Origin of the sequence: Achromobacter xylosoxidans (assembly GCF_002192695.1) — a bacterium.
In the GTDB taxonomy this organism is placed as follows: domain Bacteria; phylum Pseudomonadota; class Gammaproteobacteria; order Burkholderiales; family Burkholderiaceae_B; genus Achromobacter; species Achromobacter xylosoxidans_C.
Genome location: NZ_MTLG01000083.1, coordinates 107,321 through 120,279, shown reverse-complemented (window position 1 = coordinate 120,279; position 12,959 = coordinate 107,321). Strand labels below are relative to the sequence as shown.

The 12,959-nt window shown below is 68.0% G+C and carries 11 protein-coding genes; 1 reads left to right on the top strand and 10 read right to left on the bottom strand.

Annotation, left to right across the window (positions count from 1 at the left end; all coding sequences use genetic code 11):
* Window positions 1–29: 29 nt before the first annotated feature.
* From BRO63_RS19820 to BRO63_RS19805, 4 genes are all read right to left on the bottom strand, one after another.
* The gene (locus tag BRO63_RS19820) at window positions 30–1,334 is read right to left on the bottom strand and encodes an MFS transporter (RefSeq protein WP_088141440.1); all 1,305 of its coding nucleotides are present in this window, start codon (window positions 1,332–1,334) and stop codon (window positions 30–32) included.
* A 162-nt stretch (window positions 1,335–1,496) separates the two neighbouring features.
* Window positions 1,497–2,681 (bottom strand): hypothetical protein, encoded by a 1,185-nt coding sequence (locus tag BRO63_RS19815; RefSeq protein WP_088141439.1) that lies wholly within the window; start codon window positions 2,679–2,681, stop codon window positions 1,497–1,499.
* Between the two features lie 14 nt (window positions 2,682–2,695).
* Window positions 2,696–3,424, bottom strand: a complete 729-nt coding sequence (locus tag BRO63_RS19810) for a helix-turn-helix domain-containing protein (protein WP_013394848.1) — start codon at window positions 3,422–3,424, stop codon at window positions 2,696–2,698.
* A 97-nt stretch (window positions 3,425–3,521) separates the two neighbouring features.
* Complete coding sequence (locus BRO63_RS19805; RefSeq protein ID WP_088141438.1) at window positions 3,522–3,956, bottom strand: gamma-glutamylcyclotransferase family protein; 435 nt, start codon at window positions 3,954–3,956, stop codon at window positions 3,522–3,524.
* 136 nt (window positions 3,957–4,092) lie between these two features.
* Here BRO63_RS19805 and clpB point away from each other — a divergent pair, with 136 nt between their 5' ends.
* Window positions 4,093–6,699 (top strand): ATP-dependent chaperone ClpB, encoded by a 2,607-nt coding sequence (gene clpB, locus BRO63_RS19800; RefSeq protein ID WP_088141437.1) that lies wholly within the window; start codon window positions 4,093–4,095, stop codon window positions 6,697–6,699.
* A 93-nt stretch (window positions 6,700–6,792) separates the two neighbouring features.
* Here the strand turns inward: clpB and BRO63_RS19795 are convergent, their stop codons facing one another.
* The 6 genes from BRO63_RS19795 to BRO63_RS19770 form a co-directional block, all read right to left on the bottom strand.
* Window positions 6,793–7,221 (bottom strand): DUF1641 domain-containing protein, encoded by a 429-nt coding sequence (locus BRO63_RS19795; RefSeq protein ID WP_088141436.1) that lies wholly within the window; start codon window positions 7,219–7,221, stop codon window positions 6,793–6,795.
* On the bottom strand, window positions 7,218–8,408 hold the full coding sequence (locus BRO63_RS19790) for an NAD(P)/FAD-dependent oxidoreductase (RefSeq protein ID WP_088141435.1): 1,191 nt from the start codon (window positions 8,406–8,408) through the stop codon (window positions 7,218–7,220). The genes BRO63_RS19795 and BRO63_RS19790 overlap by 4 nt, the downstream gene beginning before the upstream one ends.
* Window positions 8,409–8,499: 91 nt before the next feature.
* The gene (locus tag BRO63_RS19785; protein WP_256943360.1) at window positions 8,500–9,477 is read right to left on the bottom strand and encodes a 2-hydroxyacid dehydrogenase; all 978 of its coding nucleotides are present in this window, start codon (window positions 9,475–9,477) and stop codon (window positions 8,500–8,502) included.
* Window positions 9,474–11,120 carry an ABC transporter ATP-binding protein gene (locus BRO63_RS19780; protein ID WP_088141433.1) on the bottom strand — a complete coding sequence of 549 codons (1,647 nt, stop codon included), beginning with the start codon at window positions 11,118–11,120 and terminating at the stop codon, window positions 9,474–9,476. Before BRO63_RS19780 ends, BRO63_RS19785 begins: the two co-directional genes overlap by 4 nt.
* The gene (locus tag BRO63_RS19775) at window positions 11,117–11,962 is read right to left on the bottom strand and encodes an ABC transporter permease (RefSeq protein ID WP_088141432.1); all 846 of its coding nucleotides are present in this window, start codon (window positions 11,960–11,962) and stop codon (window positions 11,117–11,119) included. Before BRO63_RS19775 ends, BRO63_RS19780 begins: the two co-directional genes overlap by 4 nt.
* On the bottom strand, window positions 11,959–12,933 hold the full coding sequence (locus tag BRO63_RS19770; RefSeq protein ID WP_088141431.1) for an ABC transporter permease: 975 nt from the start codon (window positions 12,931–12,933) through the stop codon (window positions 11,959–11,961). Before BRO63_RS19770 ends, BRO63_RS19775 begins: the two co-directional genes overlap by 4 nt.
* Between the last annotated feature and the right edge of the window lie 26 nt (window positions 12,934–12,959).

Here is a 12,959-nt window from a genome sequence, read left to right as displayed (position 1 = left end):
TCAAGCAACAAAGTTGGCGCGATCAGGAATCAGGCGTGCTGGTGCATGGCCGACTGGTGCTTGGTATCGCGCATGGTGGCGTACACCAGCAGCGACAGGAAGATGATGCTCGCGAGGTAGTAGTAGAACCACTCCTCATGCCCCTGCTGTTTGAAGAACAGGGCGATGGCCGGTGCCGTGCCACCGAAGATCGACACCGTCACGGCGTAGGGCACGGCCACGCCGGTGGCGCGGATGTTGGTCGGGAAGAGTTCCGCCTTCACCACCGCGTTGATCGAGGTGTAGCCGGCCGTGAACACCCAGGCGCCGCAGATCAGCAGAAAGGCCATGAAGGGCGAGCGCGTGTGCGACAGCGTCATCAGGATGGGCACCGTGAGCGCCGCGCCCGCCACGCCGAAGAACACCAGCAGCGGCTTGCGCCCGATCTTGTCGGACAGCGCGCCATAGACCGGCTGCAGGATTAGCGCGAAGATCAGCGAGCCCGCGATGATGTAGGTCGTGACGATGTCGGAGAAGCCCGAGGTCTGGCGCACGAAGGTCTGCATGTAGGTGGTGAAGGTATAGAACGCCGCGGTGCCGCCCGCGGTCAGGCCCACCACGATCGCGACTTCGCGCGGATACTTCAGCAGGCCGCGCAGCGAACTGGTCTGCGGCTTGGGCGCCTTCTGGGCTTCCTTGTAGGAGTCCGTCTCGGGCATGTCGCGCCGCATCAGCGCGGTGACGATGGCAAGCATGGCGCCGATCACGAAGGGGATGCGCCAGCCCCATTCCACCAGCTGTTCGTGGGTCAGGAATACGTTCTGCAACAGCAGCAGCACCAGGATGGCGCAAAGCTGGCCGCCGATCAGGGTCACGTACTGGAAGCTGGAATAGAAGCCGCGATGCTCGGGGTCCGCGATTTCGGTCAGGTAGGTGGCGCTGGCGCCGTACTCGCCGCCCAGGCTCAGGCCTTCGATCACGCGCGCCAGCGCCAGCAGGGCCGGCGCGGCCAGGCCGATGGTGGCGTAGGTGGGCGTGACCGCAATGATCAGCGAGCCCACGCACATCATCCCCACCGACACCATCAGCGACAGGCGCCGCCCATGGCGGTCCGCAAGGTGGCCGAACAGCCAGCCGCCCAGCGGGCGCACGATGAAGCCGGCCGCGAACAGCGTGGCCGCGTTCAATTGCTGGACGACGGGGTCGTGCGAGGGAAAGAAGGCGGGGGCGAAGTACAGCGCGAAAGCGGTATAGGCATAGAAGTCATACCACTCCACCAGGTTGCCCATGGAGCCGACGAAGATCGCCTTGATGCGGCGCTTCGCGTCGGGGATGTCGAGATACGCTTGTGTCATATCCATCCTTCGGGTGCGTTTGTCGGGGGACGCAGGGCACGCGATCGCGGACGGGCCGCGCATGGAACATGCATTGCGTTATGTTGCGCCTGCGCGCGCGGAAATGCACGCGTATCAATACTGCTTCTTGTTCAGTTTTTTGTCAGGTCCGGCCGCGCCGGCTTACTTCCCGCGCGGCTTGATGGCTTCGCAGGGCGCGGCGCCGTCGGCCGCCTGGGCCTCGTCGCCCAGCAGCGCCTGCGCGCCGCAGACCGAGCCGAACATGCCCTTGCTGTTGTGGCCGATGCCGGCCACTTCGAAGGCGCGCCGGTGCAGCGCCACGGGCCGGGCGCCGCGGGCGGCCAGCACGTGTTCGTATTGCGCGTAGCCCGTGCCGCGGGCCAGCCGGGTGGCGCCCTGGGCCTCCGCGCCGCAGGTCTTGTCCAGCAGCCGGTCTTCGGGATTGTTGTCGGCGCCGCCCAGCAGATAGGTGACGTCGCGCGCCGCGTAGCGCACGAAGAGCTTGGACTCGTCGGTCTCGCGCGAGTAGGCGGGCAGCTTGTCCGGGCCGTACTTGTACTGGTTGTAGGTGGGGCAGATGCCGCGCTCGTAGGGCGCATAGCCCTTGCCGTCGGGGCGCGGACGCTCGTTGCTCAGGTACAGGTAGGACGAGGGATTGGCGATGACGTAGCGCAGCGCCAGCCCGTCGCGCCGCAGCGGGCCGTCGACGTTGTTCAGCACGGCGTAGCGCTGCACCAGTTGTCCGCCGGCCGAATGGCCGGCCAGCACGATGCCGGCCAGCGCAGCCAGGCGCTTGCGGTCGTCCAGGCTGCGCAGCAGGTCGTCGAGCACCTGGAACGAGCTCACCGGCGCGGGGCGTCCGGCGGCCTGCACGCTGTCTTCGCCGTCTTCCCAGCTGGCCTTGCGCCAGGCCGCCATGCCGCCGAAGCCCGAATCGATCGAACCCGAGAAGCGCGGCGCCAGGATCAGCGTGTCGCGCGCACGCTCGGGGTTGTGCGCCAGCAGCGCGGCGACGGATTCGTAATAGCGGTCGGCGTCGCGCTTGACGCCGTGGATCACGACCACGACCTGCTTGATGTTGCGCAGGTCGTCCTTGGCCAGGTCGCGATTGGCGTAGACCGGCATCTTGTAGCGGTGGCCGGGCTTGCCCAGTTCCACGGACTGCCAGCGCAAGGGCGCCGCGCGCTTGGGCGCGGGCGCGGTTTCGCTGTAGTCGTAAGGGTCGGGTAGGGGCGTCTGGGCGCGCGCGGCCAGCGGCGCGAGCGCCGCCAGGGCGAACAGCGCGGCCAGGCCGCGCCTGCGGTCCGGCCGCGCCTGAAGCAAGGGAAGGATGAGCGCGCGGCGCATGGCGCGGCGGGCGTTCAGCAGCTCTCTTGGCCCAGCAGCTGCTTGAGCGCGGGCAGGTCCAGGATGCGGACCTCGCGCTGGTTGATCTTGATGAGGCCGTCGCGCGCGAAGCGCGAGAACAGCCGGCTGACCGTTTCCAAGGTCAGGCCGAGATAGTTGCCGATTTCCTCGCGGCTCATGCGCAGCACGAATTCGGTGGAGGAATAGCCCAGCGACGCGTAGCGCTGCGACAGGTTCAGCAGGAACGCGGCCAGGCGCTGCTCGGAGCGCATGGAGCCCAGCGAGGCCAGCATCTGGTGCGAGCGGTTGATCTCGCGGCTCATCAGGCGGCGGAACTGCTGCTGCAGCGAGGGCAGGTGGGCCGCGACCCGGTCGATGTCGGCCAGGCGGATGACACAGACCTCGGAATCTTCCAGCGCCACGGCGGTCGAGACGTGCTTGCCGTCCAGCATGCCGTCCATGCCGACGATTTCGCCGGGCAGATGAAAGCCGGTGACCTGGATCTGGCCGGTCGCGTCTTCCAGCTGCGTCTTGAGGCTGCCGAAGCGCACGCTGTAGACGGCGTCGAGCGGGTGGTTCAGCGAATAGAGCGGCTTGCCTTTTTCAAGGCGCACGCGTTCCCTGACCAGTTCGTCCAGCTTTTCCACTTCCGCGGCTGCCATGCCCACGGGCACGCACACATGACCCAGCATGCATGTGGAGCAATGGGCGGCATCAGGGGCAACGGGGACCCGTTTTTGCATACGATGACCTCTATAGTGCCCATTGCGCGGACGCATGCCGGAATGGGTATAAAGCTTAAGACAAGCTGTATTGTAGTCCGTTGTTACTACGGGCGTCTTACGGGCCGTCCGGCAGGGGGCGGGCAAGGCGGTACGCGACCCAGTCGTCGGCGCCGATATCGGCTGCCGCGCCGCGTAGGGCCGGGTCTATCGGGTAGTACTGGCAGGGCAGCTCCGCGGCCGCCGCGGGCGGTTCCAGGCGCGCCATGACCCCGCGCCGCACGAAGCAGCAGGGCTTGCCGGGCTCGTATTCCTCGATCTCGTCCATCAGCGCCACCAGGGCCGGTTGCACCTGGAAAACGTCGCCCCGCACGCGCCGGCCGTCGTCCACCGGGATCAGGCCGGGCCAGTCGCCGAAGTCCACCAGCCGGCCCGGCACGCTGGCCGGACCGACGTAGCGGGCCGCCGGCAGTCCGCGCCGGGCGGCGGCTTGAGCCAGATCATTGATTTCGCCCGCGCGTAGCGTGCCGTAGACAAAAACGTATATGCTCATAAGTCAGATTGTTGCTGCACGTCGAAAAACCATGGCGCGGGCAAGGTGTTGAAATTCTCGCATCTGGCCGCATATTCAGGATATCGAGCCAGCCGGCACGTATCGGTCAGGCTCCCCAACAAGCCAAACGACCATTATGCGATTCGACAAACTGACCACCAAGTTCCAGCAAGCCCTGGCCGACGCTCAAAGTCTGGCCGCCCGCAACGATCACCCCTACATCGAGCCCATCCACGTGCTCTCCGCCTTGCTGTCGGATTCCGAGAGCGGCGCGGGCAGCCTGCTGGCGCGCGCCGGCGTGGCCGTCAACCGGGTGCAATCGGCCATCGACAGCGCCCTGAAGTCCCTGCCGCAGGTGCAGGGCGACGACAACGTCCAGGTCGGCCGCGACCTGCAGGCGGTGCTGACGCGCACCGACAAGGAAGCCGCGCGCCGCGGCGACACCTACATCGCCAGCGAGCTGTTCCTCCTGGCGCTGGCCGACGACAAGGGCGAGGCCGGCCGCATCCTGCGCGACGCGGGCCTGCAGAAAAAGGCCCTGGAGGCCGCGATCGACGCCGTGCGCGGCGGCGAGAACGTCTCCGGCGCGGAAGGCGAGTCCAACCGCGAAGCCCTGTCCAAGTACACCATGGACCTGACCGAGCGCGCCCGCCAGGGCAAGCTCGACCCGGTGATCGGCCGCGACGATGAAATCCGCCGCACCATCCAGATCCTGCAGCGCCGCACCAAGAACAATCCCGTGCTGATCGGCGAACCCGGCGTGGGCAAGACCGCCATCGTCGAAGGCCTGGCCCAGCGCATCGTCAACGACGAAGTGCCCGAAACCCTGCGCGGCAAGCGCGTGCTGTCGCTGGACCTGGCCGCGCTGCTGGCCGGCGCCAAGTTCCGCGGCGAATTCGAAGAGCGCCTGAAGGCCGTGCTGAAGGAACTGTCGTTGGACGACGGCAGCAACATCGTCTTCATCGACGAGCTCCACACCATGGTGGGCGCGGGCAAGGCCGAAGGCGCGATGGACGCCGGCAACATGCTCAAGCCCGCGCTGGCGCGCGGCGAGCTGCACTGCATCGGCGCGACCACGCTGGACGAATACCGCAAGTACATCGAGAAGGACGCGGCGCTGGAGCGGCGCTTCCAGAAGGTGCTGGTCGATGAACCCGACGTGGAATCCACCATCGCCATCCTGCGCGGCTTGCAGGAGCGCTATGAAATCCACCACGGCGTCGAGATCACCGACCCGGCCATCGTGGCCGCGGCCGAACTGTCGCACCGCTACATCACCGACCGCTTCCTGCCCGACAAGGCCATCGACCTGATCGACGAGGCCGGCGCGCGCATCCGCATGGAAATCGATTCCAAGCCGGAAGTGATGGACAAGCTCGACCGCCGCATCATCCAGCTCAAGATCGAGCGCGAGGCCGTCAAGAAGGAAACCGACGACGCTTCCAAGCGCCGCCTGGGCGTGATCGAGGACGAGCTCGAAAAGCTGCAACGCGAGTACAACGACTACGAAGAAATCTGGAAGGCCGAGAAGGCCGCCGTGCAAGGCACGCAGGCCATCAAGGAAGAAATCGACAGCGTGCGCGCCGAAATGGCGGAACTGCAGCGCAAGGGCCAGTTCGACAAGCTGGCCGAGCTGCAGTACGGCAAGCTGCCTGACCTGGAAGCGCGCCTGAAGGCGGCCGAAGTGGGCGCCGCGGAAGCGGCCGAGGAAGCCGAGGGCGGCGAAGGGCGTCCGCGCCTGTTGCGCACCCGCGTCGGCGCCGAGGAAATCGCCGAGGTCGTGTCGCGCGCCACCGGCATTCCGGTGTCCAAGATGATGCAGGGCGAACGCGAGAAGCTGCTGCACATGGAGGAATACCTGCACAAGCGCGTGGTGGGCCAGGACGAGGCCGTGCGCCTGGTGTCCGACGCCATTCGGCGTTCGCGCGCTGGCCTGGCGGATCCGTCGCGCCCCTACGGCTCGTTCCTGTTCCTGGGCCCCACCGGCGTGGGCAAGACCGAGCTGACGCGCGCGCTGGCCGAGTTCCTGTTCGACTCCGAAGAGCACATGATCCGCATCGACATGAGCGAATTCATGGAGAAGCATTCGGTGGCCCGCCTGATCGGCGCGCCGCCGGGATACGTCGGCTACGAAGAAGGCGGCTACCTGACCGAGGCCGTGCGCCGCAAGCCGTACAGCGTGGTGCTGCTGGATGAAGTCGAAAAGGCGCATCCGGACGTCTTCAACGTGCTGCTGCAGGTGCTGGACGACGGCCGCCTGACCGACGGCCAGGGCCGCACGGTGGACTTCCGCAACACGGTGATCGTGATGACGTCCAACCTGGGCTCGCACCATATCCAGAGCCTGGCCGGCAAGCCGTACGAAGTGGTCAAGGAAGTAGTGTGGGACGAGCTCAAGCAGACCCTGCGCCCCGAGTTCCTGAACCGCATCGACGAAGTCGTCGTGTTCCATGGCCTGGAAGCGCAGCACATCGAGTCCATCGCCCGCATCCAGCTGCGCCGCCTGGGCGAGCGCCTGGAGAAGCAGGAGATGCGCCTCGAGGTGAGCGAACCCGCGCTGGCGGAACTGGCCCGCTCCGGCTTCGATCCGGTGTTCGGCGCGCGCCCCTTGAAGCGCGCGATCCAGCAGCAGATCGAGAACCCGGTGGCCCGGCTGATCCTGGAAGGCCGATTCGGTCCGCGCGACGTGGTGCCGGTGGATTGGCAGGACGGACAGTTCGTCTTTACCCGCACGCTGCAGTAAACGGGTCCGGCGTGGCGAGCGCCGCGCCAGGCATGAAAACAACCCCCGGCAGCTGGACTGAAATCCAGCTGCCGGGGGTTTTTACATGCGCTCTCAGGTTGCGTCGGCGTAGTCCTTGCGCTGGGCCGCCATCTGCCGGCCCAGCGTTTGCAGCGCCCGCAGCACCACGGCCATGCCGCGGCGCGTATCCTCATCGCGCAGCAGGCCGATCAGTCCCGCCAGGCTGGGAGGGCGGGCTTCCTGCAGCGTGCGCGTATGCGCGTCGCGCAAGGTGTTGGCGGTCATCCAGGCGGCGCTGCTGGCCTGCTCCGACATCAGCGCCAGCTTTTCCACCATGGACTGGTCCAGCAGGTCCACCAGATCGGAGGCCAGCGACAGCAGGTCGGCGATGTTGTCCAGCCGTCCCGCTTCGGCCAGCAGGCCCAGCCTGTCGGCCAGGGCGCGCGCGCCCGGTCCGCCGCCCAGGAACGGAGCGGCCGCGTCGGCGGCCTGCGTGGCGCTTGCTTCATGCGGCGCGTTCATAGCATTCCCCTTGCGACGGCCCAGTACAGGCCGCGGTTGAAGCCGTGGCGCAGCAGGCCGCCGAGTTTGGTGGGCGGCGTGGGCAACACGTCGTGGGTGTAGTCGTACCAGAGCGGCATGCCGGCGTTCAGCCCCATCTGGGCCACCGCCTGCACGCGGCCGTCATAGGCGCTGCAAGGGTGGCCCAGGCGGATTTCGCCGGCGATGTTGTTGGCGATGACCGGCGCCTGGTTGTGGCAGGAGCCGCCCGCCTTGCTGACCGGCAGGTCGACGGTGTCGCCGATGACATAGACGTTCTGCAGCCCGTAGACCTGCAGCGTCTCGTGGTCGGTCGGCAGCCAGCCTTCGTCGTTCTCGGCCTGCGACACGCCCGACTCCAGCACCACGTCCACGGCGCGTATCGGCGGCGTGGCCATGAGGATGTCGAAGGGCTGTTCGCCGCCTTCCTCCGAGTACGCGATGCGCCGGTCCGGATCGACCCGCGACAAGGTGAAGCCGCGCTGGAACTGTATGCCTTTCTGCTCGAAGACCGCGGGCAGCACTTCGCAGGTCGGCCGTTGCAGGAACAGGCAGTTGCGCAGCAGCTGCGAGGTGGTCGGGTAGGTGTAGATGATCTCCACCTTGTCGCGCACGCCTCGCCGCCGCAGGTAGTCATCCAGCATCAGCGTGGTTTCGATCGGCGCGATGCCGCACTGGTGCGGGACGTTGGGCGTCTTGGGGAAGGTGACGCTGATGAAGACGCGTCCGCGCTCGATGCGCGACAGGCGGTCCGCCAACTGCCTGGCGGGCGCATATTGGTAGAAATGGTCTCCCGCTTCCTTCAGGCCTTCGATGCGTTCGGGCGACGGCACGCAGCCGGTGGCGATGACCAGGTAGTCATAGCCGTAGCGCTTGCCGCTCTGCGTGGCGACTTCCTGGCGGTCGAAGTGGAACCGCGTGACCTTGTCGACGCGGAATTCGATCTCGGGGCGCAGCAGGGAACGTTCCGGCCGTTTCAGTTCCTCTTGGAAGAAGAGGTTGAAGGCCACGTACATGAACGCCGGTTTGTAGTAGTGATCCGGCGTGTCCGAGAGCAGCGTGATGGAGACTTCACCGCGGCTGATTTCGGGGTACAGCTTTCCGGCGAGCTGATTGGCGAGCATGGTGCCGCCTACGCCGCCGCCTACGACAACAATACGCTTGTTCATAAACCACCTCTTATGGAGAGATTCTGAGGGCAAGTGCAGTGCAGTGCGTCTGTGGGTGTAACAACTGTCGCGGGCGGCGTCAACCTTTCCGTCAATAGCCCAAGGCTGCGTCGGCGCAGGTATCGGGCCGCCGGCCCTCCAGCACCGTCTTCAGATTCTCAAGGGTCTGGCGGGCGATGGCCGCGGCCGGCGTGCGGGTGGCGATGTGCGGCGTGACGAGTACCTTGCCATGGCGCCATAGCGCGTGTTCGGCCGGCAAGGGTTCCTGCGGCGTGGCGTCCAGCGTGGCGTAGGCAAGCTGGCCGCTGTCCAGCGCCGCCAGCAGCGCGTCCGGATCCAGATGTTCGCCGCGGCCCGCGTTGACGACGTGGGCGCCGCGCGGCAATTGCGCGAAAGTGGCCGCGCCCAGGAAGCCGCGGGTCTCGTCCGTCAGGGGCAGCAGGCAGACCAGCGTGTCGGCCTCCGCCAGCAGCGCCGGCAGGCCGTGCGCGCCGTGATGGCCGGTGATGCCGGCGGGCAGCTCGGGCTTGGGCGTGCGGCTCCAGCCCGATACGCGGTAGCCCAGGGCCGAGAGCGCGCTGGCCGCGGCCAGGCCCAGCCGGCCCAGTCCCGCGATGGCGACGCGGTGCTCCGACGGCGGCACGATGGGGCTTTCGCGCCAGATGCCTGCGGCGCAATTGCGCACGTAGTCGGGAAAGTGCCGGTGGTGGTTGATCACGGCCCAGGCGACATAGCTGCTCATGCCCGCGGTCATGCCGGCCTCGGACACGCGGCATACCGGCACCTGGCGTGGCACGGCGGGATCGGCGTAGATGTGGTCGACGCCTGCGCCTATTGACTGGATCAGGCGCAGGTTGGGGAGCGTGCCCAGCAGTCCGGCGGGGGGCAGCCAGCAGACGGCCGCGTCGATCCGGGCCGGGTCGCCCAGGTCGTCCGCCGTGCGCCATTCGATGTCGGGCCGCAGGGCCTGGAACGCGGGCGCCAGGTAGCGCATGTCCAGCACCCGGCTCAGCAGCGCGATGCGGGGCGGCCGGTCGGCGGCCATGGCGGGGGAGAATGGCGCGCTCATGCCGCGGCCTCCAATTGTGTGATGCCGGTCAGCCGCGCCCGTCCGGATACGATGCTGGCGAAGTCCGGCACCGCCTGCACCAGTTCACGCGTGTAGGCCTGGCCGGGGCTGCGGATGACCTCGGCTGCGGGGCCGCATTCGATGATGCGGCCTTGCTGCATGACGGCGATGCGGTCGCACATCTGCGCCGCCACGCGCAGGTCGTGGGTCACGAACAGCATGCTCAGCTGGAACTGCCGGCGCACGCTGGCGAACAGCTCCAGCACCTGGGCCTGCACCGACACGTCCAGCGCGGAGACGGGTTCGTCCGCCACGATCAGTTCGGGTTCCGAAGCCAGCGCGCGCGCGATGCCGATGCGCTGGCGCTGGCCGCCGGAGAATTCATGCGGATAGCGCTGGGCGGCATCCGGACTCAGGCCGACCAGCTGCAGCAGTTCGGCCGCGCGCTCGCGGGCGCGCGGCAATGCCATGCCTTGCGCCAGCGGCCCGGCCATGATCGAGCGGCCCACCGTGTGGCGCGGATTGAGCGAGGCCTGCGGGTCCTGGAACACCATCTGCACGCGGCCCGGCGCTGGCCGCGCGCCGCGCGTCTGGCCGTTGAAGAGGATTTCCCCGCCATCCTGCGCCAGCAGGCCGGCGATGCAGCGGCCCAGGGTGGACTTGCCGGAGCCGGATTCGCCCACCAGGCCCAGCACCTCGCCGCGCTGCAGGGTGAAGCTGATGCCGCGCATGGCGGCGGTTTCGCGGCCGCGCCGCAACAGCCCGCCGCCGGATACATAGGTCTTGCGCAAGTCGCGCACGTCCAGCAGCACCGGTTGCGGTTGCGCGGCGCTGCCGGTCGCCGGCACGCCGTGCGGGATGGCGGCGATCAGCTTGCGGGTGTAGTCGTGTTGCGGGTTGCCCAGGACGCCGGCGGCGTCGCCGGCCTCGACGATCTCGCCCGTCCGCATGACGGCAACCCGGTCCGCGATCTGCGATACGACGCCGAAGTCATGGGTGATGAACAGCACCGCCGTGCCTTGCCTGGCCTGCAGGTCGCGGATCAGTTCCAGGATCTGCGCCTGGGTAGTGACGTCCAGCGCGGTGGTGGGCTCGTCGGCGATCAGCAGGGCGGGCTCCAGCATCAGCGCGCAGGCGATCATGACGCGCTGGCGTTGTCCGCCCGACAGCCGGCCGGGGTAGCTGGCGGCGATGCCTTCGGGATCGGGCAGACGCACGTCGCGCAGCGCCGCGAGGATGCGGGCGCGCTTCTCGGCGGGCGCGAGCGTCAGGTGCGCGTCCAGCGCCTCTTCGAGCTGCTCGCCGATGCGCATGACCGGATTGAGCGCCGACATCGGGTCCTGGAAGATCATGCCGATGCGGTTGCCGCGCAGCGTGCGCCATTGCGGCTCCTGCAGGGCCAGCAGGTCCTGGCCCTGGAAGGCGATGCTGCCGGCCACGGGCGCCACCAGCGGCTGCGGCAGCAAGCCCATGACCGCATTGGCGATCATGGATTTGCCGGAGCCGCTCTCGCCCACGATGCACAGCGTTTCGCCGGCCGCGACGGACAGGCAAGCTTCTCGGACGGCCAGGGCGCGGTCGGCGCCGGCGGGCAGCCGGATGCTCAGCCCGCGAATGTCCAGCAATGGGGGCGTGGGCGTCATGCGCGGCTCCTTGCGTCCAGGCGGGTGTTCAGGCCGTCGCTCAGGCCTTCGCCCACCAGGTTCAGCGCCAGCACGGTCAGCAGAATGGCCACGCCCGGGAACAGGCTGATCCACCAGGCTTGGCGCAAGGCGGTGCGGGCCGCGCCTATCATGTAGCCCCAGCTCATGACGTTGGGGTCGCCCAGGCCCATGAAGCTCAGGCTGGATTCCAGCAGGATGGCGGTGGCCACCATGAGCGAGCCCATGACCACGATGGGCGCGGCGGCGTTGGGCAGGATCTGGGTGACGATGATGCGCAGATTGGATTCGCCCGCCAGGTGCGCCGCATGCACGAAGTCGCGGTGGCGCAGCGTCAGGAATTCGCCGCGCACCAGGCGCGCCACCGGCGGCCACGAGACCAGCGCGATGGCGGTGACGATGGAACCCACCGAAGGTTGGAAGATCGCCACCAGCACGATGGCCAGGGCAAAGCTGGGGATGGCCTGGAACAGTTCGGTAAAGCGCATCAGGCCGCTGTCGATCCAGCCGCCGTAGTAGCCGGCCAGGGCGCCCACCGATACGCCGATCAACAGGCCGGCCAGCGTGGAGACCAGGCCGATCAGCAGCGACACGCGCGCGCCGTAGGCCAGGCCGGAGCCTATGTCGCGGCCCATGGTGTCGGTGCCGAAGGGCAGGCTGGCCATGTCCAGCGGCGGCAGGAACGGGCGCTGCACCATGGCCCAGGGATCGTGCGCCGCGATCAGCGGCGCGGCCAGCGCCAGCAGCAGCACCGCGGCCATCACGGCCAGTCCGGCCAGGGCGCCCTTGTTGCGGCGAAAGCGCCGCCAGAATCCGTTGTTCATTGCAGTTCTATCCTCGGGTCGGCCAACGTGTAGAGCAGGTCGGTGACGATGTTGAACGCCACGGCGAGTGCGGCAGTGATCAGGAAGGTGCCCAGCAGCAGGTTGTAGTCGCGCTGCACCAGCGCATCGAACATCAGGCGGCCGATGCCGGGCCAGGCGAACACGGTTTCGATCAGCACGGTGCCGCCCACCATGGAACCCGCCTGGATGCCGGCCAGGGTGATGACGGGCAGCAGCGCGTTGCGCAGGATGTGGTGGCGCTGGATGCGGCGCGGCGACAGGCCCTTGGCGCGCGCGGTCTTGATGAAGTCCATCTGCGCCACTTCCAGCATGGACGTGCGTGTCATGCGCGCATAGACCGCCATGTAGAAGAGCGCCAGCGTGGCCGCGGGCAGCGCCAGGTGGCGCGCGATGTCCGCCGCCCGCGCCAGGCCCGAATAGCCCGCGCCCACGGTCTCGAAGCCGAAGCCCGGCAGCCATTCCAGCTTCACGGAAAACAGCAGCACCGCCATCAACGCCAGCCAGAACAGCGGCGTGGCGTAGAACAGCATGGACAGCGTGCTGACCAGGCTGTCCAGCCAGGTCCCGGCGCGCGCGCTGGTCCAGGCGCCCAGCGCCACCCCCGCGGTCAGGGAGACGACGAAGGCCGTCATGGTCAGCAGCAGCGTGGCCGGCAGGCGTTCGGCGATCAGGCTCATCACCGGCCGCTGCTGCCGGTAGGAATCGCCCAGGTCCAGCCGCGCGGCGTGGCCCAGGTAATTCGCCAACTGCTGCGGCAGCGGCTGGTCGAGCCCGAAGCGTTCGCGCAGCTGCGCCATGAAGACCTCGTCGGCCGCGCCGGCTTCGCCCGCCATGACGGTGGCGGGGTCGCCGGGCGCGGCGCGGATGAGCAGGAAATTGATGACCGCGATCAGGGCCAGCACCAGCAGGCCCTGGACCACGCGGCGCATCAGGTAGGCGAGTTTCTTCATGGCGTTCCCCCTGTGCTTGCGGCCGC

Coding starts and splice junctions, on each gene's coding strand:
- BRO63_RS19820 (WP_088141440.1), bottom strand. CDS start 1,334: ATGACACAAGCGTATCTCGACATCCCCGACGCGAAGCGCCGCATCAAG.
- BRO63_RS19815 (WP_088141439.1), bottom strand. CDS start 2,681: ATGCGCCGCGCGCTCATCCTTCCCTTGCTTCAGGCGCGGCCGGACCGC.
- BRO63_RS19810 (WP_013394848.1), bottom strand. CDS start 3,424: ATGCAAAAACGGGTCCCCGTTGCCCCTGATGCCGCCCATTGCTCCACA.
- BRO63_RS19805 (WP_088141438.1), bottom strand. CDS start 3,956: ATGAGCATATACGTTTTTGTCTACGGCACGCTACGCGCGGGCGAAATC.
- clpB (WP_088141437.1), top strand. CDS start 4,093: ATGCGATTCGACAAACTGACCACCAAGTTCCAGCAAGCCCTGGCCGAC.
- BRO63_RS19795 (WP_088141436.1), bottom strand. CDS start 7,221: ATGAACGCGCCGCATGAAGCAAGCGCCACGCAGGCCGCCGACGCGGCC.
- BRO63_RS19790 (WP_088141435.1), bottom strand. CDS start 8,408: ATGAACAAGCGTATTGTTGTCGTAGGCGGCGGCGTAGGCGGCACCATG.
- BRO63_RS19785 (WP_256943360.1), bottom strand. CDS start 9,477: ATGAGCGCGCCATTCTCCCCCGCCATGGCCGCCGACCGGCCGCCCCGC.
- BRO63_RS19780 (WP_088141433.1), bottom strand. CDS start 11,120: ATGACGCCCACGCCCCCATTGCTGGACATTCGCGGGCTGAGCATCCGG.
- BRO63_RS19775 (WP_088141432.1), bottom strand. CDS start 11,962: ATGAACAACGGATTCTGGCGGCGCTTTCGCCGCAACAAGGGCGCCCTG.
- BRO63_RS19770 (WP_088141431.1), bottom strand. CDS start 12,933: ATGAAGAAACTCGCCTACCTGATGCGCCGCGTGGTCCAGGGCCTGCTG.